The 21,244-nt window shown below is 30.4% G+C and carries 21 protein-coding genes and 1 tRNA gene; 5 read left to right on the top strand and 17 right to left on the bottom strand.

Annotated elements, in window-relative coordinates:
• Window positions 1-77: 77 nt before the first annotated feature.
• Entirely contained in the window at window positions 78-875 is a 798-nt protein-coding gene (locus CVOLT_RS01435) for a ferritin-like domain-containing protein (RefSeq protein ID WP_052243204.1), read from the top strand.
• Here the strand turns inward: CVOLT_RS01435 and CVOLT_RS01430 are convergent.
• The 11 genes from CVOLT_RS01430 to CVOLT_RS01380 form a co-directional block, all read right to left on the bottom strand.
• A tRNA-Phe gene (locus tag CVOLT_RS01430) sits at window positions 866-941 on the bottom strand. The genes CVOLT_RS01435 and CVOLT_RS01430 overlap by 10 nt on opposite strands.
• Window positions 942-997: 56 nt before the next feature.
• Window positions 998-1,933 carry an acetyl-CoA carboxylase carboxyltransferase subunit alpha gene (locus CVOLT_RS01425; RefSeq protein ID WP_039665124.1) on the bottom strand — a complete coding sequence of 312 codons (936 nt, stop codon included), beginning with the start codon at window positions 1,931-1,933 and terminating at the stop codon, window positions 998-1,000.
• A gap of 1 nt (window position 1,934) precedes the next feature.
• Window positions 1,935-3,149: a beta-ketoacyl-ACP synthase II gene (locus CVOLT_RS01420; RefSeq protein ID WP_039666225.1), complete on the bottom strand. Its 1,215-nt coding sequence runs from the start codon at window positions 3,147-3,149 to the stop codon at window positions 1,935-1,937.
• Between the two features lie 30 nt (window positions 3,150-3,179).
• Complete coding sequence (acpP, locus tag CVOLT_RS01415) at window positions 3,180-3,413, bottom strand: acyl carrier protein (protein WP_039665123.1); 234 nt, start codon at window positions 3,411-3,413, stop codon at window positions 3,180-3,182.
• A gap of 107 nt (window positions 3,414-3,520) precedes the next feature.
• Complete coding sequence (feoB, locus tag CVOLT_RS01410; protein ID WP_039665122.1) at window positions 3,521-5,548, bottom strand: ferrous iron transport protein B; 2,028 nt, start codon at window positions 5,546-5,548, stop codon at window positions 3,521-3,523.
• Complete coding sequence (locus CVOLT_RS01405) at window positions 5,545-5,775, bottom strand: FeoA family protein (RefSeq protein ID WP_039665121.1); 231 nt, start codon at window positions 5,773-5,775, stop codon at window positions 5,545-5,547. Before CVOLT_RS01405 ends, feoB begins: the two co-directional genes overlap by 4 nt.
• A gap of 86 nt (window positions 5,776-5,861) precedes the next feature.
• Entirely contained in the window at window positions 5,862-7,202 is a 1,341-nt protein-coding gene (locus CVOLT_RS01400) for an MmgE/PrpD family protein (RefSeq protein ID WP_039665120.1), read from the bottom strand.
• A 6-nt stretch (window positions 7,203-7,208) separates the two neighbouring features.
• Entirely contained in the window at window positions 7,209-8,573 is a 1,365-nt protein-coding gene (purB, locus tag CVOLT_RS01395) for an adenylosuccinate lyase (RefSeq protein WP_039665119.1), read from the bottom strand.
• Window positions 8,574-8,576: 3 nt separating this feature from the next.
• Window positions 8,577-9,746 (bottom strand): trans-sulfuration enzyme family protein, encoded by a 1,170-nt coding sequence (locus CVOLT_RS01390; RefSeq protein ID WP_039665118.1) that lies wholly within the window; start codon window positions 9,744-9,746, stop codon window positions 8,577-8,579.
• Between the two features lie 13 nt (window positions 9,747-9,759).
• Window positions 9,760-11,199, bottom strand: coding sequence for a C4-dicarboxylate transporter DcuC (dcuC, locus tag CVOLT_RS01385; RefSeq protein ID WP_039665117.1), 1,440 nt, complete (start codon window positions 11,197-11,199; stop codon window positions 9,760-9,762).
• Between the two features lie 3 nt (window positions 11,200-11,202).
• Window positions 11,203-11,565 (bottom strand): endoribonuclease L-PSP family protein, encoded by a 363-nt coding sequence (locus CVOLT_RS01380; protein ID WP_039665116.1) that lies wholly within the window; start codon window positions 11,563-11,565, stop codon window positions 11,203-11,205.
• A gap of 170 nt (window positions 11,566-11,735) precedes the next feature.
• Between CVOLT_RS01380 and CVOLT_RS01375 the strand changes: the two genes are divergently transcribed.
• Window positions 11,736-12,404: a YheO-like PAS sensor domain-containing protein gene (locus CVOLT_RS01375; protein ID WP_039665115.1), complete on the top strand. Its 669-nt coding sequence runs from the start codon at window positions 11,736-11,738 to the stop codon at window positions 12,402-12,404.
• Window positions 12,405-12,411: 7 nt separating this feature from the next.
• On the opposite strand, the gene CVOLT_RS01370 is transcribed toward CVOLT_RS01375, so the two are convergent.
• From CVOLT_RS01370 to CVOLT_RS01355, 4 genes are read right to left on the bottom strand one after another with little or no spacing between them, the layout of a single operon-like run.
• Window positions 12,412-13,743, bottom strand: a complete 1,332-nt coding sequence (locus CVOLT_RS01370) for an anaerobic C4-dicarboxylate transporter family protein (RefSeq protein ID WP_039665114.1) — start codon at window positions 13,741-13,743, stop codon at window positions 12,412-12,414.
• 10 nt (window positions 13,744-13,753) lie between these two features.
• Window positions 13,754-15,157: an argininosuccinate lyase gene (argH, locus tag CVOLT_RS01365; RefSeq protein ID WP_039665113.1), complete on the bottom strand. Its 1,404-nt coding sequence runs from the start codon at window positions 15,155-15,157 to the stop codon at window positions 13,754-13,756.
• A gap of 60 nt (window positions 15,158-15,217) precedes the next feature.
• Complete coding sequence (locus CVOLT_RS01360) at window positions 15,218-15,688, bottom strand: ankyrin repeat domain-containing protein (RefSeq protein WP_039665112.1); 471 nt, start codon at window positions 15,686-15,688, stop codon at window positions 15,218-15,220.
• Between the two features lie 52 nt (window positions 15,689-15,740).
• On the bottom strand, window positions 15,741-17,165 hold the full coding sequence (locus tag CVOLT_RS01355) for a catalase (RefSeq protein WP_039665111.1): 1,425 nt from the start codon (window positions 17,163-17,165) through the stop codon (window positions 15,741-15,743).
• Between the two features lie 218 nt (window positions 17,166-17,383).
• On the opposite strand from CVOLT_RS01355, the gene CVOLT_RS01350 reads away from it, so the two are divergent.
• The 3 genes from CVOLT_RS01350 to acpS all read left to right on the top strand — a co-directional run bounded on the left by CVOLT_RS01350 (window position 17,384) and on the right by acpS (window position 18,982).
• The gene (locus CVOLT_RS01350) at window positions 17,384-18,016 is read left to right on the top strand and encodes a YheO-like PAS sensor domain-containing protein (protein ID WP_039665110.1); all 633 of its coding nucleotides are present in this window, start codon (window positions 17,384-17,386) and stop codon (window positions 18,014-18,016) included.
• Window positions 18,017-18,083: 67 nt separating this feature from the next.
• Window positions 18,084-18,632, top strand: a complete 549-nt coding sequence (gene fliL, locus CVOLT_RS01345; RefSeq protein WP_039665109.1) for a flagellar basal body-associated protein FliL — start codon at window positions 18,084-18,086, stop codon at window positions 18,630-18,632.
• Window positions 18,632-18,982: a holo-ACP synthase gene (gene acpS, locus CVOLT_RS01340; protein WP_039665108.1), complete on the top strand. Its 351-nt coding sequence runs from the start codon at window positions 18,632-18,634 to the stop codon at window positions 18,980-18,982. Before fliL ends, acpS begins: the two co-directional genes overlap by 1 nt.
• Before the next feature lie 20 nt (window positions 18,983-19,002).
• Here the strand turns inward: acpS and fabG are convergent, their stop codons facing one another.
• Both fabG and gpmI read right to left on the bottom strand, forming a co-directional pair.
• Window positions 19,003-19,746 carry a 3-oxoacyl-ACP reductase FabG gene (fabG, locus tag CVOLT_RS01335; RefSeq protein WP_039665107.1) on the bottom strand — a complete coding sequence of 248 codons (744 nt, stop codon included), beginning with the start codon at window positions 19,744-19,746 and terminating at the stop codon, window positions 19,003-19,005.
• A gap of 15 nt (window positions 19,747-19,761) precedes the next feature.
• Complete coding sequence (gene gpmI / locus CVOLT_RS01330) at window positions 19,762-21,240, bottom strand: 2,3-bisphosphoglycerate-independent phosphoglycerate mutase (protein ID WP_039665106.1); 1,479 nt, start codon at window positions 21,238-21,240, stop codon at window positions 19,762-19,764.
• Window positions 21,241-21,244: the final 4 nt, after the last annotated feature.

The following is a 21,244-nucleotide window of genomic DNA, read 5'->3' as shown; positions in this document are numbered from 1 at the left end:
TTTTATTGCCTTTGATAAATTTTCAAAATTTTTATATTATACTTTTTATTCTTATATAACATTTAATAGGGCAAAAAATGAAAATAAATTTTTTCACAACTTTAGAAGAAATTTTATATGAAAAAAATACTCAAATAAAAATTGATAAATTTAAAAACTTCTATGAAAATTTTAAACTAAACCTATGTGAATTTAATCACGATCATCAAGCAATCATTAGAAAAAATTCTCAAGTAAATATACTCCATCCTACTAGAATAAGAAGACCCAAACAAGCAAATAGCCCAGCCGCACTAGCAAAAATACTTCATTCTGTTGCTCATATAGAATACAGTGCTATCAATTTAGCCTTAGATGCAAGTTATCGTTTTAAAAATTTACCTTTCAAATTTTATCAAGATTGGCTTGAAGTTGCAGATGAGGAAATAAAACATTTTTTGTTATTAGAAAATGTTTTAAATGAATTAGGTTTTAAATATGGAGATTTTGATGCTCATGATAATCTCGAACAAGCTTTATTTTTAACCAAAGACAATCTAGCTCATAGAATGGGTATAGTGCATAGAGGATTAGAAGCAAAAGGACTTGATGCAAATCCTTTTGTATTAAAAAAATTAAACTCAACTAATCATCCTATAAAAACTCTATTTAATGAAATATTTAAAATAATTCTTGATGATGAAATAAAACATGTAAGCAAAGGTGATATTTGGTGGAATTATGCAAAAGAAAAAAATGAAAAATACATCAATTTATGTAAAAACTTTAAAGAATTCAATCTTTTAGGAAAAAAATATAATAAAGAAGCTAGAATCAAAGCTGGATTTCAACAAGAAGAATTAGATGAAATGGAAAATTTTTATAATGGTGGTTAGAGGCAGAATCGAACTGCCGACACGCAGATTTTCAGTCTGCTGCTCTACCGACTGAGCTATCCAACCAAAAATTGAAGTTATAATTATACAACTTTTTTTTTAAAAAAAGTTGAAATTTAAGATTATTCTGAAAAAGCACCTAATTTGAAAATCTTTTGCATTCTTAGTGCAGCTAATTCTCTTTTGTCAAATTTTTCTAATTCTTCAATACTTTTTAAGATATAATCACTCAAATTTTTAATAGCACTTTCTTTATCTCTATGAGCTCCGCTTATAGGTTCTTCTATAACATCATCAATTAAACCTTGATTTTTTAAATCATCTGCAGTTACCTTCATAGCCTTTGTAGCAGCTTCTATTTTAGATGGATCATTCCATAAAATCGCAGCACAACCTTCTGGAGAAATCACAGAAAAAACTGAATTTTTCATCATAGCAAGTTTGTCAGCAACTCCTATAGCCAAAGCTCCACCGCTTCCACCTTCGCCAATAACAATAGCTATACTAATGGTTTTTAGATTACTAAGTTCATATAAATTTCTAGCAATAGCTTCGCTTTGTCCTCTTTCTTCAGCACCAACACCTGGATAAGCACCTGGGGTATCTACCAAAAAAACTACTGGAATTTCAAATTTTTCAGCCATTTTAGCTACTCTTAAAGCTTTTCTATAGCCTTCAGGATGAGGCATACCAAAATTTCTATGAAGTTTTTCTTTTGTGCCTCTTCCTTTTTGCTCGCCTATAACTATAACTTTTTTTCCACCCAAATACCCTGCAAAGCAGATAATAGCTGGATCATCTCTAAAAGCTCTATCACCATGAATTTCATAAGCATCGGTTAAAATAGCTTGTATATAATCAAGTGCATAAGGACGATCAGGGTGTCTTGCGAGCTGTAAACGCTGATAATCGCTTAAATTTTTATAAACTTTTTGCGTTTCTTTCTCAAGATTTTTTTCTAAAATTTTAACTGCTTCAACATCACCTTTTATTTTAGCGTTAGCTAAATCTTCATCAATTTGCTGTATATGTTTTTCAAAATCTAAATACGATGACATATCAATCTACTTTTTTAAAAATCACACAGCCATTGGTTCCACCAAAACCAAAAGAATTACTCATTACCACTTCAAGCTTACATTCTCTAGAAACATTAGGAACATAATCAAGATCACAATTTTCATCAGGGATGATTTGATTAATAGTTGGAGGAACGATGTCTTGATCAAGTGCCATTAGTGAAATAACTGCTTCTATAGCTCCAGCCGCACCTAAACAATGACCTGTTTGACCTTTTGTAGAACTCACAAGAGGAATTTGATCTTTAAAAAGTTCTTTAATAGCCGCTGTTTCATTTTTATCATTAACAGGGGTTGAAGTTCCATGTGCGTTAATATAATCTACTTTCAAATTTCCAGCCATTTTTAAAGCTTTTTTCATAGCACGCAACGGACCTTCTAAAGTTGGAGAAGTTATATGATGCGCATCAGCACTTTCACCAAAACCAACTAATTCAGCATAAATTTTAGCTCCGCGTTTTTTAGCTGCTTCATACTCTTCAAAAACTAAAGCTCCAGCACCCTCACCCATGACAAAACCATCTCTTTCTTTATCAAATGGTCTTGAAGCTTTTGATGGATCATCATTTCTAGTAGAAAGCGCTTTCATCGCAGCAAACCCACCTATACCCACAGCACAAATCGCAGCTTCTGCTCCTACAACAAGCATTTTATCTGCATTACCTAAAGCAATACTTTTATAAGCTTCGCCTATGGCATGCGTTCCAGCAGCACAAGCTGTAACACAAGAAATATTTGGACCTTGCAATCCATGCTCAATAGATACTAACCCACCAAGCATATTAACTAAAGCTGAAGGTATAAAAAAAGGAGAAATTTTACGAGGACCGCGCTCAGCACAAATAACAGAATTTTTTTCAATGTTTGGTAATCCACCTATACCAGCAGCTGAAACTACTCCAAATTCTTCTTTATTTAAATTTGCATCAAATTTGGCATCTTCCATAGCTTCTCTTGCAGCTTTAATACCAAGTTGTATAAAACGATCAATTTTTTTCACTTCTTTTGCATCACTTACGCTTAAAGGATCAAAATTTTTAACTTCAGCTGCAATTTGTACCGGAAAATCAGAAACATCAAAAAGGGTAATTTTATCAACGCCGCTTTTACCTTCACAAATAGCTTTAAATGAGCTATCTTTATCTAAACCAAGAGCGTTAATCATGCCTATACCTGTTACTACAACGCGTTTCAACATATTCTCCTTAAAAATTTATAAAAAATATTATTTTTGAAGATTATCGATATAATTTACAACATCCTCTATTTTTACAAGTTTTTCTGCATCGCTATCTGGAATTTCTACATCAAATTTTTCTTCTAAAGCCATTACTAATTCAACAACATCTAAAGAATCAGCACCTAAATCTTCAATAATTTTTGATTCCATTTTAACTGTATCTTCATCAACACTTAATTGCTCTACTACAACTGCTTTAACATCATCAAAAGTTGCCATTTTTATCTCCTAAAATTTAAAAATAAAGCGTATTTTACAATAAAAAATCTAAATTTTTTGTTTAAAAATTAAATTTTTCACAAAAACATTTAAATTTTTAATTAATTTCAACTCATTAATTTTATGATATTTATACCTATAAAAGCTATTAAATAAGCACTCAAACATGTAAATATAAAAAGGTAAAAAGCATATTTTTTACCTCCGGCTTCTTTTGCAAAAACTATAGTTGCTGCAAAGCAAGGATTATAAACCATCACAAAAAGTATAAAAGCTACAGCGGTGCTAAAAGGGATATTTTGTTTTATCATCTGTTTTAAATTAGCACTAGTTTCATCTACTTCTTCGCCTAAAGAATACAAAATTCCCATAGTTGAAATCATCACTTCCTTAGCTGCTAAACCACTAACCAATGAAACGCTAAGTTTCCAATCAAAATCAAGCGGAGCAAACACTGGCTCTATAAATTGACCAAATTGCCCTAAATAGCTATTTTTAATTTGTAATTCTTTTTGTATGTTTTCATCTTCGTTGATTATTTTTTGTGCTGGAAAATTACTTGCAAACCAAATTACCAAAGAAGCAAGCAAAATAAAACTTCCTGCTTTTTTAAGATACATTTTTGCTTTATTATAAATCATAAACCACACTAAATGCCAATTTGGCATTCTGTATTTTGGCATTTCCATTACAAAAGGTTCATCTTGACCTTTAAAAACACTAATTCTTAAAATTTTAGCTGCAATTAAACCCAAAAAAGCACCCAAAATATAAATTCCAAATAAATAATTTCCCGCTAATTCACTTGGAAAAAATACACCAACAAACAACACATACACAGGAAGTCTTGCACCACAACTCATAAAATTTACAATAAAAAGTGTCAATAGACGATCTTTTTTATTTTTAAGAGTTCTTGTAGCCATAAAAGCAGGGACTGAACAACCAAAACCTGTGATCAATGGTATAAAGCTTTTCCCATGTAAGCCAAATTTGTACAAAATTCCATCGAGCAAAAAAGCTACTCTTGCCATATATCCAGTTGTCTCAAGTAAGGCTATACCAAAAAATAAAATAATTATATTTGGTAAAAAAGTTACCACAGCTCCTACCCCAGCTATGACTCCATCAGCTAAAGCCGAAGCTATAAATTCATTACCAATATACTCTTTAGTAGTATCTGCTAAAAGTCCAAAAAAGGCTTCTATATAATCCATAGGAATTTGACCCAAGGTAAAAGTAAGCTGAAACAAAAGCCACATTAAAAACAAAAATATAGGAATTCCTAAATATTTATTGATTAAAATTGCATCAATTGTTTTAGTGTGATTTGTTTTGCTAGAATTTTTACTTAAAACTTTTTTACAAATTTCATTAGCAAAATTGATAGATTCTTCTTTGAAAATATTTTCTATATTATTGTGATTATAAATTGAATAAATTTTTTCTAAAGATTGGATGATTATTGTTTGCAAACTAGGATTAGTTTTTATGAAAGTTTTATTTTTTAACAAACAAAGTGCTAATTCTTTGTGAGTTAAATTTTCTTGAGTGATGTTATTTTGTTTTAAAAATATACTAATTTTTTCAAGTTCTTCTTCTATAACTTTAGTATAAATTCTTTCAAAAGCTTGAATTTTAGACTCATAGGTTGAAATAATTAAAGATAAAAGCTCATTTAAATTTTCTTTAGTCTTAGCACATACTCCTATACAAGGAGTGTTTAATAAGCTACTAAGCTTCTTAAAATCTATATTAAATCCTTCATTTTTAGCTTCATCTTGCATATTTAATGCAATAATTGTTTTAATTTTTTCTTCAAGCAAACTAGTGCTTAAAATAAGATTTCTTTCTAAATTTGTCGAATCAACAACATTTACTACTAAATCATATTTTTCATTCTGCAAAAAATTTTTAGTGATTTTTTCTTCTTCGCTATAACCATCTAAAGCATAAGTTCCAGGTAAATCTATAAAAAGGATTTTATAATCTTTAAAATTGATACTAGCTTGAGCTTTTTCTACTGTAACTCCACTAAAATTTCCAACTTTCATATTTGCTTTGCATATTGCATTAATAAGCAAACTTTTACCAACATTTGGCTGACCCACTAAAGCTACGATAATTTCTTTCATTTTAACTCTTTTGATACAAGTATGGTTTTTGCTTCATTTAATCTTAAAATAACACAGCTTGTATCAAGCTCTACCATTATAGTAGAATTAGCAGCAGAAGAGCGAATTTTTTTAACTTTTTTGTTTTTAACAAAACCAAAACTAAAAAGCCTATTTTGTAAATTTTTTTCTGCATTAAAACCTAGTATATAAGCTTCTTCATTATCTTTTAAAGTATCTAAAGTCATATTTTTTTCCTTATCAACACTAAAAAAAGCATTATATATAAAAATACTTTATTTAAAATAATAAGCAATCTCAAAAAAAGAGATTGCTAAAAATCAAAATGACTAAGATTTTCTAAATTTTGAATTTTTTCTATAAGTTTTGTGGCTTGATCTAGGGATATATTGATAGTAGCATTGATTATAAATTTATCTTTTAATTCATCAAAACTCAAAGGATTGTCAAAATTTCCTTTGTTAATAAATACATCTTTTTTTACAACTTCTCCATTAGCTAAAATAGCTTCTAAATGCCCAGGAAAGTATTTTGGAAAACCGCTTGATTTTTTCTTTTCATAACTAATTTTTTTAGCAAATTCTAAAAGCTCCACTCGGTTTAAATTCTCATACGATTTTAAAGTAATCTTACCATCAATAAAAGCAAGAGCCATTAAAAAAGGCATAGAAAATTTAGCTTCATAAGCACTTTTTGGAGCATATTTTGCCTCAATTGGATCGCAAATAAAAGAAATTGGAACCTCATCTACAAAACAATGGATGCTTTTAATATCTTGTGTTTTTAAACCATCATTTCTTAAACTCATAGCACAATCAATAAGCCCATGAGCAAAATGACAACTTGGATATGGCTTTAAAGATACTTGCATCACTTGATATATCTCATTTAATCCTTTGCAAAGTTCGTTTTTATCACATTCTTCTTCTATACCAAAGGCTCTAAATATATTATCTCTTCCTTCAAAAATACTCAAAGGCCCACTCATATTTGCTTTGGCAAAATTTGCTACTAAAATTGCGTTTTTTAAAGCATTAGCTATATGCAAAACTTTTGAATTAGAACCATTTGATAAAAATTCATTTACCCCGCTTGCAAAACTTCCTGCCAAACCTAAAGCATTTATGACTTGTTCTTTATTTAAATCAAGTAAAACACAACACGCACTAACTGCACCAAAAATTCCAGCTATAGCAGTAGTGTGAAATCCTCGTTTGTGAAAACTTCCTTTGCTTGCTATACCAACTCTAGCAGCAATTTCCCAACCTACTATAAAAGCTTTTAAAACTTTTTTTCCATCTTTGCTTACATTAAAGCCATAAGTTAAACAAAGTGGAGCTAAAATAGCACTAGCGTGTAAAATAGCTTCTGTATGAGTATCATCAAAATCAAGAGCGTGAGCTGCTATGGCATTAAGCATAGCAGCATAGATTAGATCAAGTTTTTCATCATTTATCCAAATTTTAGTGTCTTTGTTAAGACTTAAATTTTTAAAAGCCTTAATTGCATTTAAAACACATTGCTCATTTTTAGCAGCTAAAGCCGTTCCTAAAGTATCAAACATCAATTCTTTAGCTCTTTGTTTTACTTCACTTGGAATGGCTTCATAATCTAAATTTATGATAAATTCAGCTAATTTTTCACTTAAATACATTTTATCCTACTTTAAAATTTGTGCATTAGCAATTTTTTCTAAAAATTCATCTACTAATTTTGGAGCATAGCCTACATAAGTTGTAGCATCCATTAAAGCATCGATATCTTTTTCGCTTAAAACCTTACTTACTCTTTCATCTTCGAGTAAAGCAACTTTAAAAGTTTTATGATTTTCTATACCTCTCATGGCATTTTCATATACAATCTCATGAGCATGTTGTTTTCCATAATGATCACTTAATGCAAACATCACGCGTTCAGCTAATACAAAACCATCTAAAATATCTAAATTTTTAAGCATTTTATCTTTTTTAACTTCTAAACCATCAAAGACAAATTTCATATTCGCTAAAACCACTGAAAGCATCAAAAATGTTTCAGGCAATAATTTCCATTCCATTTTCCAAACTTGCCCATCTCTTTCATGCTCGTGTCTTTCTATATCGCTTAAAATCGCTATATTTGCTCTTAAAGCATTGCTTACGGTAACTGCATTTTCACTTACTGCTGGATTTCTTTTATGTGGCATAGTAGAGCTTCCTACTTGACCTTTACCAAAAGGCTCAGCTAATTCATCAATTTCATTATGAGTTAAGATTAAAAGCTGGTGTGCGATTTTGTTAAAAGTTGCGTTGATATTACCTAAAACATAACCTAATTCTATAAAGCGATCTCTTGCTGGTTGCCAAGAAATATCAGGTACTTCTAAACCTAAAATTTGCAAAGTTAATTTTTCTACTTCATTAGCCTTTTCACTCAAACTAGCTTTAGTTCCAACAGCTCCTACTATAGAACCTACATATAATCTTTTTTCAAGTTCGTTTATCCTTTCATAATGGCGATTAAGCTCACTAAGCCAAATAGCAACCTTGTGTCCAAAAGTAATAGGCAAAGCTTGCAAAGCTAAAGTTCTACCCATCATAGCTGTGTTTTTGTGTTCCTTTGCTATAGAGGCTAAATTTTTAGCTATATTTTTTAAATCTTGCTTGATCAAATTCATCGCTTCTTTAAATTGCAAAACTATACCTGTATCGATAACATCTTGAGTAGTTACTCCAAAATGCACATATTCACCAAAACCATTTTCGCAAGCTTTTTCCAAACCTCTAACAGTTGGAACTAATGGATGCTTAGTCTTTTTAAATTCAGCAAAAATAAAATCCATATCCATAAATTTATAGTGAGCTTTTTTAGCTATTTCTTCAGCAGCTTCACTAGGGATAATGCCAAGTTTTGCTTGAGCTTTTGCCAAAGCAGCTTCAACATCAAGCCATTTTTGAATTCTATTTTCTTCGCTAAAAATTTCTCTCATAGCAGGAGTGCTCCAAGAATCTTGAAGCAATCTCATATCAAATACACTCACACCCATGTTTTATCCTTTAAAATTTATTTTTTCAAACGCTTGTTTTAAATCAGCAATCAAATCTTTACTATCTTCAAGACCTATATGAAATCTCACAAAAGGACCTCTAGCGCTTAGGTCTGTTGCAGTTCTAGGTGGAGTAGTAACAGTAGCTAAGCTTTCATATCCACCCCAACTAGCTCCAATTGAAAAATACTCTAAATCATCTACAAATTTAATTGCTTGTTCTTTTGAAATTCCATCATTAAATTCAATAGTAACCATACCATTAGTGCCTTTATAATCACGCATAAAAACTTCATGATTTGGATGGGTTTTTAATTTTGGATAAAAAATAGTTTTCACTTCTTTTCTAGTTTGTAAAAATTCTACTATTTCATCAGCACTTTTTTCATGAGCTCTCATTCTAACATCTAAAGTTCTCATACCACGAAGCACTAAATAACAATCATCTGGGCTAGTAGTAAAGCCTAAAGCTTCAGGTAATTTGTCAAAATTTTTCCATTCTTTTTCATTTGCTACTACTATCCCCATAGTAACATCAGAATGTCCGCTTAAATACTTAGTAGCTGCAATCACAGAAATATCTGCTCCATATTCTAAAGGATTGAAAAAATACCCGCTTGAATAAGTATTATCAATAGCTACTGGTATATTGTGTTTATGTGCAATTTCACAAAGTTTTGGCAAGTCTATAATCTCATAAAGTATAGAACCTGGGCTTTCACAAAGGATTAATTTTGTATTTGGTTTGATTTTTTCTTCTACATCACTTGCATCTGCTTTTAAAAAATCAACTTCTACTTCCATTTTTGCTAAAAATAAATCACAAATTGTTCTAACAGGTCCATAAATAGCATCAGTAATTAAAAAATGTGCATCTTTGCTAGCATAATTTAAAAGCACCATAGCTAATGCTGCAAGTCCTGTTGGAAAAAGCTGAGCTCTATAACCATTTTCAAGCTCACAAATTAATTTTTCAAGCTCAAAATTTGTAGTCGTTCCTCTAGCACCATAGCTTAAAACACGCTCGGTTTTTCTTAAATCTCTATATTTTTGCCAAGTAGCATGATCTTTAAAAAGTATAGTTGAAGCACGCATTAAAGTCGGATTAACCGATCTTGCTTCTGCATTAACATCGCCTCTTCCTAAATGGATTAATTTGGTTTTATTTTGCATTATTAATTCCTTTTTATATGTAAATATAAGTCATTATGACATTAACAATAGCAGCCACAAGCATAGGAATAGCCGTTCTTTTTACAACTTGCAAAGGATTGACCTTTGCCATAGCCGAAATTGCTAAAATAGCTGGAGCTATTGGCGAGACACATCTTCCAAAGCCTGTCATTATTTGAATTGGTGCTATCATAGTGATAGTTTCTACTCCAAAAGATTTTGCTATATTTGGGATAAGTGGCGCAAAAGAGAAAAATGCAGCATTTCCTGAACCCATTAAAAATGCACACACAGCAAGCAAAATTGAAACTGCTATGATGATAGCAAGCACTCCAAAACCTGCATCTTTTGCAAAATTTATCAAAGTATCCACAAAACCAACTGATAAAAGTCCGCTTGCAAAAACCTGACCACAAACTATCAAAGAAACAGTTATAACAAACAAATGCCCCATACCTTTGAAGAAAACCATAATAGAATTTAAAGTATCTACTAAACTTCTATAACGAATAATTTCAAAAATAATTGCTATAAAGGTTGAAATCATCATTGCAACTGGCACATTCATTCTAATTGCAGTCGATGAAGCTGCTTGAACTTCTTCTATAGTAGTAAGCCCCATTAGAACCAAAATACTATCTAAAACACTACTAAAACCTAAAATCAATACCAAAGGTATCACTGGTAAAATTGCATAAATTTTAGGTGGTTTTTTTAATTCTTCTTTTTTGCCATCATGCTCCATTAATTCTTTTTCAACATCTTCACGATTAAATACAAAATTTTCTTTTTTGTCAAAATATTTTGAGCAAAAATAAAACGCAATGCCTACAGCTATGATAATTGGTATAGTTGCAGGTAATTGATAATGCACAAAATACACAGCTGGATCAATCTCAGCAGTTTTTGAAGCCAATATCACATTACCACTTCCTGGTCCATGATCTATATACTGACACACTGCGATAATCGAAAGCGCTGAAAGTTTAGAAACACCTGAACGCACTAAAATAGGATACATAGTTACCATAAGCAATAATGCCAAACCCGCATGAGAAGGTATAAAAAGCACTAAAAACTGGATAACAAAATAAGAAACTAACAATAAAACATATGGTGATTTAACCGCTTTTAATGGTTTTTCAAATACCTTAAATAAAGCATAACTTGCACCAACATGATCCATATAAGCTGAAAATCCTGCTATACACATAAGAGTAAGCCCAAGTCCTGCCAAAGTGCTTGACATTTTAGTATTTACTACTTGAAAAATATCAAAAATTCCAAGATGTAATGATTGTTTTTCATTAATAATAGGCGAAAGTCCAAAAATTCCTGCCAAAGCTAATAAAAATAAACCACTTAAAAGCAATGCCATATGGGCATTGATTTTTTTATAAAGCATAAAAACGAGTAAAAATACAGAGCATCCTGCAAAAAATAGACCTAACATATTTTATCCTTTATGTGCGATAACCTCTATTTCAATCTTAGCTCCTTTTGGAAGATCTTTTACCGCAAAAGCGCTTCTTGCCGGGTATGGAGCTGCAAAAAATTCAGAATAAATTTCATTAAAAGCTAGAAAATCATTAATATCTGCTAAAAAACAAGTAGTCTTTACAACATTGTTAAAATACAAATTATTTTCTTCCAAAATTGCTTTTATATTAAGTAAAGATTGTCTAGTTTGTTCTTTTATATCTTCACTTTCTATATTGCCACTTGCTGGATTTATAGGAAGTTGTCCTGAAATAAATAATAAACCATTTGCCTCTTTGTAAGCTGAATATGGTCCTATAGCCTTTGGATAGTTTGCCATGTTATCTCCTTTGTTAATATTTGATGTGTAAATAATATTATCACTAAGAAAATGAAATGTCAATATTTTTTTATCATAATAATAATTTTTTTTAATATTATGAAAGATTTACTCATTTGTGTGAAAATATTATGTAAAATATAATAAAAACAAAAAAAGGTAAATTTATAATGGATGAATTACAAAAAGAATTGTTTATCAAATTAACACAATTTTTAGGTCAAGTTCTTGGAGATAAATACGAAATAGTTTTTCATGTGATATCAGAAGAAGGTTCATACATAGCAGCTATTGCAAACAATCACATAAGCGGTAGAACTATAAATTCTCCTTTAACTTCATTTGCAAGCGAACTCATCCAGGAAAAAGAATATTTAACTAAAGATTTTTTATGTGATTATAAGGCAAAGGTTGGAAATTCTAAAATAGTAACTGGATCAACTTTTTTTATAAAAAATCACAATAAAATAGTTGGAATTTTATGTATAAATCACGATACCACAGAACTAAGAAGCGCTATAAGCAAGATCATAGAACTTGAAAAAATTAATGATTTTAGTGATTTATTAAATATAAATAATCAAAATAATATGAATTTGCAAAATATGAGTAATATAGAAACATTAAGTCACTCTATAGAAGATATTTTAGCCGAACATGTAAATTTAGATTATTTAAATTCAGGATACAATCTAAGCATAGAACAAAAAGATGAGATTATTAAAAATTTACACTCTAAAGGAATTTTTAATATCAAAGGAAGTATATCTATAGTCGCTAAATTCCTAAATATGTCAGAACCTAGCGTTTATAGATATCTACAAAAACTTAAAAAATAATTTAAAGCTAAAAATAAATTTTAGATAACACATATCCTACGATTGTCGCGCTAATAATTAAAACAAAACCTGGACGCAAATAAGAATGATTGATTACAAATTTACCTATTTTAGTTGTGCCTGTTCTATCAAACGATACACAAGCAATTTGATTTGCACCAGGAACTATAAAATCTCCACAAACACAAGGATAAAGCACTATAAGAATTTGAGGTGGAATTCCTAAACTAACACCCAAAGGCATTAAAGCTGCTACTGTCGCAGAAGGAGAAAAAATAACCATAGAAAAAGCAAATAAAATCAAACCAAATAAATATGGATAATCCTCCACAATATGTGATAAGGCATCACTAAAGAAAAGCTTATAAGCTTCAAAAAAAGTTCCAGTCATCCAAGCTACACCAAAAACTCCAACCACTCCAACAAGTCCTGATCTAAAAACAGAAGCTTCACCAAGTTTATTAGCAGGGACTTTGGCAAAAAGCATAATTAAACAAGCCGTTGCAAGCATAAGCATTTGGATTAAATTTGGAGTAGAAAGTCTTTCCATATCACCATTTGCAAGCTCATAATGAGGTAATAAATTTGTAAAAGTACCAAAGAAAATAATGGCTAAAATTCCTAAAGCAAAAATGTATAAAGATCTTTTGGCTTTAAAATCATTCTCACAATCTTGCTGTTGCGAATTTTCATTAATAAAATGATATTCACCTAAACGCACTTTTCTTTGAAATTCTTCATCTTGCTCAAGCTCTTTACCGCGTTTAAATACACTCAAACAAGCACAAAAAACTCCTATTAAAAAAGCAGGCAAACTAATCATTAAAATTTGCAATACTCCAACACCACTAAAAGCTAATATAGCTATCATAGTGGCAGTAGCTGCACTCATAGGAGAAGCTATCACACCAATACCCGCAGCTACAACCGAAGCAGACAAAGCACGCTCTGGCCTAATTTTAGCTTGAGCAGCCACTTCAGCAATCACTGGATAAATAGAAAATGCTACATAAGTAGTCCCGCAAAAAATAGTAAATAAAGCACAAATAAATGGACCCATAAAGCTAATAGCTTGAGGCTTTCTTTTAAGAATTTTCTCTGCTATTTTTACTAATAAATCAAGCCCGCCTGCACTTTGTAAAACACTCACGCAAGTAATTACAGCTAATATAATAAAAACAACATTTACAGGCAGCGAAGCTGGTTTCATTCCAAATACCAAAACCAAAATACACATACCAAGCCCACCTGCTACACCAAGTCCTATACCGCCATATCTACCACCTATAGCAATCATAGAAAATATAATAAAAAGTTCCAATAAAAAAATAATCTCCATTAGCTTCTTTCTACAAATTTTTCTTACATAAATTTAAAATTTTTTGAGCTTGTTCGATTTGCTCTAACACAGCTTTTGTCCCTGTACCACCATATGAATTTCTAGTATCTACACAAGTTTGTAAGGCAATAGCTTCATAGACATCTTCTTCAATGCTAGGCTCAAATTCACGCATTTGCTCTAAAGCAAGCTCTTCAATCATTTTTTGATGCTTAATGCAGTAATTTACCACCCCGCCTACAATCTCATGGGCTTTTCTAAATGGGATATTTTTTCTAACTAAATAATCAGCCATATCAGTAGCGTTTGAAAACCCTTTTGCTGCTGCTTTATACATATTATCAGCACAAATTTGCATTTTGGCTATCATTGGAGTTAAGATATTTAAACTACTCATAAGAGTATCCATAGAATCATAAACTTGAGCTTTATCCTCGCTCATATCAGTGTTATAAGCTAGTGGAATTGCTTTCATAATGGTAAGCATAGCCATGACATTTCCATACATCCTACCTGTTTTACCACGCATTTTTTCAGCTACATCTGGATTTTTCTTTTGAGGCATTATGCTTGAACCTGTGCAAAAATCGTCACTTAATTCTATAAATTTAAAATCTTGACTTGAAAAAATTATAAGTTCCTCACAAAAACGACTAAGATGCATAAAACACATCGCAGCAATAGCTGTAAATTCCACCATATGATCTCTATCACTTACACTATCAATGCTATTTTCAGTTGGCTTGCTAAATCCTAGCTCTAAAGCTGTAAAATGCCTGTCTATATTAAAAGTAGTTCCACCAAGCGCAGCTGCTCCTAAAGGACACTCATCCATTCTTTTATAAAGATCTTCAAAACGAGAAAAATCTCTATTTAGCATCCAAAAATATGCCATAATCCAATGAGAAAATAAAATAGGTTGAGCAGTTTGTAGGTGAGTATAACCTGGCATAATAGCTTTGATGTTTTTTTGAGCTTGATTGATGATTTCTTCTTGTAAAGTCAAAATTTGAGCCAAAACACTCTTAATCACTGCACGCATATGCATTTTAGAATCAAGCGTAGTTTGATCATTTCTACTTCTTGCAGTATGAAGCTTACCTCCTACACTCCCTACAATTTGGGTCATTCTTTTTTCAATTGCCATATGAATATCCTCATCAGCAATATCAAAAATAAATTCATTATTTTCTATTTCTTTTTTTACCTGATTTAAACCTTTTATGATGGTATTTGCATCATCTTTGCTTATGATTTTTTCCTTAGCAAGCATAGTAGCATGAACGATACTTCCTTGTATGTCAAAAGGAGCAAGTCTAGGTTCAACTAGCAAAGAAGCTGTGTATTCTTCAACAAGTTTATTTGTAGGTAAATCAAACCTACCACCCCATAATTTTTCTTTATGTGTTGGCATAAAATATCCTTAAAATAATCTAAATAAGGATATTTTATAATTTTTATAGTATTAATTACTTTAATTTTTATTTCTTTTAAAAATTTTTAAAAGAAATAAAGAAATTTTTTTCAAAAAACTCTTTTTAGAATTTTGTGATAAAAACTCTACCACATCTGTGCGTCCAAACATCACAGCAAAAGTAAATGGAGTCATACCTAAACCATTGTTTTCATCAATATTTGCTCCATATTTAACTAAAAGCTTACACATAGGCAAATACCCTTTAAAACACACCCCAGCTAAAGGAGTTTGCCCTTTATCATTTTTTTCATCTACATTGGCTCCATTTTCTAATAAAAATTTAGCACAATCATAAGAATTATGATAACTTGCAAGCATTAAAAGGCTATCACCTTTATGATTTTTTAAATTCACACTCAATCCAGTCTCTATCATAATCTTTAAATTTTGCAAATCATTTTTTCTTGCATAATCAAAAGCCATAGTACAAAGTTCTTGAATTCTTTGTTCTTCTTCATAAGTAAACATATTTTTCCTTTTATAATCTTTAGTTTGCCACTTTAAAAGTGGCAAGTAAAAACTACTTTTTCAAAGCTTTTTTAACACCATTTGCATACTCGGTTGAAATTTTTTCAAAATGATCTAATGCTCTTTGAATGATTTTTTCTTCTACTTTATCCATAGAAGCAGCGATATTGCTAAATAATTGCTCTTTTTGATTTTCACTCATTATATTAAATAAAGCTCTAGGTTGAGTATAAAAATCATCATCTAAAGGCGCATATCTTTGTGCAATATTATCAATTGCCAAATCAGGTTCTAAATAGCTTTTATCTTCTTTTGGACTATCATTATAACTATTTGGTTCATAATAAGCAAGACCATTTTTATAAGTATCAAAATTCATAGCTCCAGCAACATTATAAGTATTTACTTCGCTTTTAGCACGATTTATAGGAAGTAAATGATAATTAGTTCCTATGCGATATCTATGTGCATCAGGGTATGAAAAAATTCTAGCTTGAAGCATTTTATCAGGACTAAAACCTATACCTGGCACTATATTGCTTGGACTAAATGCAGCTTGCTCTACTTCATTAAAATAATTTTGCACATTTTTATTTAGCACTAATTCTCCTACATCAATCAAAGGAACAATACTATGAGGCCAAACTTTAGTTAAATCAAAAGGATTAAAACCTAGTTTTTCTACCTCATCTTCTTTTAAAACTTGAATTTGGAAAGTCCATTTTGGAAAATCTCCGTTTTCTATAGCTTCATATAAATCTCTTTGATGACTTTCTCTATCATTAGCTATAATTTTGGCTGATTCTTCATTGGTTAAATTTTTAATGCCTTGTTTAGTTTTAAAATGAAATTTAACCCAAAATCTTTCATTTTTATCATTAATCAAACTATAAGTATGACTACCAAAACCATGCATATGACGATAACTTGCAGGAATTCCTCTATCACTCATTAAGATGGTTACTTGATGTAAGCTTTCAGGACAGAGTGTCCAAAAATCCCAAGCAGCATTATTGCTTCTTAAATTACTTCTTGGATCTCTTTTTTGAGTATGGATAAAATCAGGGAATTTGTAAGCATCTCTTATAAAAAATGTAGGAGTGTTATTACCCACTAAATCCCAATTTCCTTCTTTAGTATAAAATTTAACCGCAAAACCACGCACATCGCGTTCTGCATCGGCTGCACCCATTTCACCTGCAACGGTTGAAAATCTTATAAATAAAGGTGTAGTTTCATCTAGTTGTAATACTTTAGCTTTAGTATATTTAGAAATATCTGCTGTGATTTTAAGCTCACCATATGCACCACTTCCTTTAGCATGAACAGTTCTTTCAGGAATTCTTTCTCTATTTTGATGGGCAAGTTTTTCAAGTAAAATATAATCTTGCATTAAAAGTGGCCCTTTAGCACCTGCGCTTAGTGAATTTTGATTATCAGCTACGATATTACCAAAATCATTAGTTAATTTTCTCATTTTATCTCCTTAAATAATAATTTTTATTATTTGATAAATTATATGCTTATAAAAATTAAAATAATATTAATTGATAAATATTATTATTTATTATGTTACATACTTGCAAAATTTATAAAAAATATAATTTTTTTATAAAAGATAAATTTTTAAGTGTAAATTTTTTATTTTGTATTAAAATTATTATTGAATTTACTACAAAATACAAAGGAAAGACTATGGACAAATACACTAAAGCTCACTACATAAAACTAGTCAAATTTTTAGCAGATACTTTAGGAAGAAATTATGAAATAGTTTTACATGATGTAAGCGAAGATGGTGCTAATATAGCAGAAATCGCAAACAATCACATCAGCAAAAGAACTATCAATTCTCCATTAACTGGTTTTGCAATGGAAATGATTAAAAATAAAATTTATCTTGAGCGTGATTACATCACCCACTATAAAACCTTAGATGAAAATTCAAAATCAATGAGCGGTTCAACTTTTTTCATCAAAAAAGATGAAAAATTAGAAGGTTTACTTTGTATCAATCACGACACTTCAGCTTTTAAAAAAATCTCTGATGAAATTTTAAATTTAGCCTGTATTTATGATGATCCCCATGGACAAGAAGAAAACAAAGAATATATAAGAATAAACCTAGAAGAACTTATAAAAGACATCACTGGAATGCACATAGATAATTTTAAAGCTAAAAGCTTAAAGCCAAAAGAAAAACAAAAAATCATCGCAAGCTTTTATGAAAAAGGTGTATTTAATGTCAAAGGGGTTATACCTAAAGTAGCCGAAATTTTAAGTATTTCTGAACCTAGCGTGTATAGATATTTACAAAAAATGAAATAAGAATATTTTAAAAAATTATATTTTTTGATACAATAACGCTCTTATTAAATATTAAAGAAGGAAAAATATGGCAGATGATGTGATGGATGAACAAGGCCAAGCCAAGAAAAAAGGTGGAAATGCCTTAGTTATTATTATCGTTGTATTTTTATTTGTATTTTTGCTAGTTATTATGGGAGCTATAGCTTATTTGATGTTTAGTGGAAATTCAGAAGAAAATCCTGCACCACAAGCTGAAGAACAAGCTCAACAACCAGCTCAAGTAACTAAAAAAGCAAATGCAGTAGCTCCACGAGGTAGTGATTATTCAAATATAGGAGTGATGTATCCTTTAGCACCTTTTACTTTAAATTTATTAAGTGATGGTGGTGCAAGATATGTAAAATGCACTATACAACTTGAACAAAATGTTGAAACACTTACCCCTGAACTTGATAAAAAAGTTGCTATTATAAGAGATATAATTATCAAAACCTTAACTTCAAAAACTTTTGAAGAAGTTAGCACTACAAAAGGTAAAGAAAGATTAAAAGATGAACTAACTGGCAAGATCAATGAAGTTTTAACTGATGGTTTTATCAAAAATATTTATTTTACTGACTTTGTTGTTTCTTAATGATTGGATGTGACATAGTCGTATGCTCTCGCATAGAAACCATTTACAATAAACACAAAACGCTTTTCTTGGATAAATTTTTATCCAAGCAAGAGCAAACTTATATTAAAAATACCAACACTTTAGCAGGATTTTGGGCTATAAAAGAAGCGGCTTCTAAAGCTTTAGGAGTAGGGATTTCAAAAGAATGTTCATTTTTTGACATTATTATCTTCAAAGATAAAAAAAATGCTCCTCATATTAAATTTTCTACAAAAGTTATGAAAGAATTTAATATAAAATCAGCAAGCGTAAGTATAGCTCATGATGGTGGATTTGCTATAGCTGTAGTTGCTATAGAGAAAAATTAAGCAAGGATTGACCTTGCTTTTTACATATAAAGGCCACCATTTACTTTTAAAATTTCACCAGTAATATAAGAAGAATGATCACTTAATAAAAATGCCACAGCTTGAGCTACTTCACTAGCATCTGCAAAGCGTTTTAATGGGATATTGTTAATATAATTTTGTTTAATCTCATCACTTAAAACTTCAGTCATATCGCTTTTTATAAAGCCTGGAGTGATACAATTATATCTTATATTTCTAGCTGCACCTTCTTTTGCAAAAGATTTTGTTAGAGCTATCATACCACCTTTACTAGCGCTATAATTTGTCTGACCTGCATTACCCATTTCTCCAACTATAGAAGCGATATTCACAACCGCTCCAAAACGCTTTTTACTCATAGTTTTTAAAGCTTCTCTGCATCCTAAGAAACTTGAATTTAAATTAGCATTGATTACATTTGAAAAATCTTGCATACTCATTCTAAGCGCTAATTTATCATTTGTAATACCTGCATTATTAACCAAATAACTAAGCTCACCATCACTTTCAACAATAGTAGCTACAGCACTTATAAATTCTTCTTCAATACTAGCATCAAATTTAATCACCGCTGCAGTGCCACCATTTTTTTCTATTTCTTCTTTTAAAGCATCAGCAAGTTCAGGTTTGCTTCTATAATTAATCCAAACTTTCAAACCATTACTTGCTAATTCTTTAGCTATTGCAGCACCTATACCTTTACTTGCACCTGTAATTAATACATTTTTTCCACTAAATTTCATTGATATTCCTTTCGATTAAAATAAAGCCTCATCCATTTGTTCTGGAATAGGTAAATTTAAAATTTTAAGCACACTAGGGGCTATATTGCTAAGTCCCATATTTTCTTTTAATTTTGTTACATTTTTTGCCTCGACAAAGGCAAAAACATCAAAAGTAGTATGGTTAGTTAGCATATTAAGTTCTTTATCTTTCATCTGCTCACAATTTCCATGATCAGAAGTAATGATAAAAGCATAATCATTTTCTCTTGCTACCTTAATCACTTCCCCTAAGCATTCATCTACACTTTCTACTGCCCTAATAGCAGCTTCAAAATCGCCAGTATGCCCTACCATATCGCCATTTGCAAAATTTACAACGATAAAATCCATACCATCTTTTATACCCTTAATCACCTCATTAGCAACTTCTTTGGCACTCATTTGAGGCTTTTGATCATAAGTTTTAACTTTTGGACTTGGAATTAAAACGCGTGTTTCATTGGCTTCTAATTCTTCTTTTCCTCCGTTAAAGAAAAAAGTCACATGGGCATATTTTTCAGTTTCTGCTACATGAAGTTGAGTTAAATTTGCCTTTGCAAGCACACTAGATAAAGTATTTTGTAATATTTCTTTTTCAAACATTACAGGTAGTTTAAATTTTTCATCATATAAACTCATAGTTATAGCATTTTTAAATACAACTTCTCTTTGAAATTCATTAAAATCATCTTGGGTTAAAGCTTGAACTAATTGACGCATTCTATCGTTTCTAAAATTGATAAAAACCAAACCATCTTCTTCTTTTAAACCATCAAATTCTTTACTAATAATAGGCATTAAAAATTCATCAGTGATATTTTGATCATATTTTTCTTGCATATATTTTATAAAATCATCGTAAATTACAGCATTTGCCAATAACGCATCATAGTATGATTTTATCCTTTCATAGCGCTTGTCTCTATCCATAGCATAAAATCTACCCGATAAAGAAGCTAAACAAATTTGATGATTTTTACAAAATTCATCAAGTTCTTTTATAAAATTTAAACCCGAATTTGGAGAACAATCTCTTCCATCAGTAATAGCATGAGCAAAAACTTGTTTGTTTGCATTTTTACAAATTTTTAAAAGCGCATTAAAATGTGAGTGCATAGAATGAACCCCGCCATCACTATAAAGACCTATAATGTGAATTCTTTTACATTTTTGCAAAAGCTCTTGTAAGGCTTGATTGTTTTTTAGCTCATCATTTTCTATAGCCTTATTTATCTTTACTAAATTTTGATAAATAATACGCCCACTACCTATACACATATGACCTACTTCACTATTTCCCATTTGACCTTCTGGTAAACCAACAGCTAAACCACTAGTTTTAATCAAAACATTAGGAGTATTTTTAAAAAGTTCATCATAAGTTGGTTTTTTAGCGTGAAAAAATGCATTATAATTATTATCTTGATTATAACCTATGCCATCTGTTATTATTAAAATACATTTTTGACTCATTTTT

The sequence above is a fragment of the Campylobacter volucris genome (assembly GCF_008245045.1).
GTDB classification, from domain to species: Bacteria; Campylobacterota; Campylobacteria; order Campylobacterales; family Campylobacteraceae; genus Campylobacter_D; species Campylobacter_D volucris.
Note: the sequence above shows the minus strand (reverse complement) of the source record. Positions and strands in the feature narration are given on the sequence as shown.

Excerpts from the sequence above, each read along its gene's own strand:
- purB (WP_039665119.1), bottom strand. The coding sequence starts at position 8,573 with ATGGGTGTGAGTGTATTTGATATGAGATTGCTTCAAGATTCTTGGAGC.
- CVOLT_RS01370 (WP_039665114.1), bottom strand. The coding sequence starts at position 13,743 with ATGGAGATTATTTTTTTATTGGAACTTTTTATTATATTTTCTATGATT.
- fabG (WP_039665107.1), bottom strand. The coding sequence starts at position 19,746 with ATGAAATTTAGTGGAAAAAATGTATTAATTACAGGTGCAAGTAAAGGT.
- CVOLT_RS01425 (WP_039665124.1), bottom strand. The coding sequence starts at position 1,933 with ATGTCATCGTATTTAGATTTTGAAAAACATATACAGCAAATTGATGAA.
- CVOLT_RS01360 (WP_039665112.1), bottom strand. The coding sequence starts at position 15,688 with ATGTTTACTTATGAAGAAGAACAAAGAATTCAAGAACTTTGTACTATG.
- feoB (WP_039665122.1), bottom strand. The coding sequence starts at position 5,548 with ATGAAAGAAATTATCGTAGCTTTAGTGGGTCAGCCAAATGTTGGTAAA.
- dcuC (WP_039665117.1), bottom strand. The coding sequence starts at position 11,199 with ATGTTAGGTCTATTTTTTGCAGGATGCTCTGTATTTTTACTCGTTTTT.
- CVOLT_RS01435 (WP_052243204.1), top strand. The coding sequence starts at position 78 with ATGAAAATAAATTTTTTCACAACTTTAGAAGAAATTTTATATGAAAAA.
- CVOLT_RS01390 (WP_039665118.1), bottom strand. The coding sequence starts at position 9,746 with ATGCAAAATAAAACCAAATTAATCCATTTAGGAAGAGGCGATGTTAAT.
- argH (WP_039665113.1), bottom strand. The coding sequence starts at position 15,157 with ATGCCAACACATAAAGAAAAATTATGGGGTGGTAGGTTTGATTTACCT.
- acpP (WP_039665123.1), bottom strand. The coding sequence starts at position 3,413 with ATGGCAACTTTTGATGATGTTAAAGCAGTTGTAGTAGAGCAATTAAGT.
- CVOLT_RS01400 (WP_039665120.1), bottom strand. The coding sequence starts at position 7,202 with ATGTATTTAAGTGAAAAATTAGCTGAATTTATCATAAATTTAGATTAT.
- gpmI (WP_039665106.1), bottom strand. The coding sequence starts at position 21,240 with ATGAGTCAAAAATGTATTTTAATAATAACAGATGGCATAGGTTATAAT.
- CVOLT_RS01375 (WP_039665115.1), top strand. The coding sequence starts at position 11,736 with ATGGATGAATTACAAAAAGAATTGTTTATCAAATTAACACAATTTTTA.
- CVOLT_RS01380 (WP_039665116.1), bottom strand. The coding sequence starts at position 11,565 with ATGGCAAACTATCCAAAGGCTATAGGACCATATTCAGCTTACAAAGAG.
- CVOLT_RS01405 (WP_039665121.1), bottom strand. The coding sequence starts at position 5,775 with ATGACTTTAGATACTTTAAAAGATAATGAAGAAGCTTATATACTAGGT.
- fliL (WP_039665109.1), top strand. The coding sequence starts at position 18,084 with ATGGCAGATGATGTGATGGATGAACAAGGCCAAGCCAAGAAAAAAGGT.
- CVOLT_RS01355 (WP_039665111.1), bottom strand. The coding sequence starts at position 17,165 with ATGAGAAAATTAACTAATGATTTTGGTAATATCGTAGCTGATAATCAA.
- acpS (WP_039665108.1), top strand. The coding sequence starts at position 18,632 with ATGATTGGATGTGACATAGTCGTATGCTCTCGCATAGAAACCATTTAC.
- CVOLT_RS01350 (WP_039665110.1), top strand. The coding sequence starts at position 17,384 with ATGGACAAATACACTAAAGCTCACTACATAAAACTAGTCAAATTTTTA.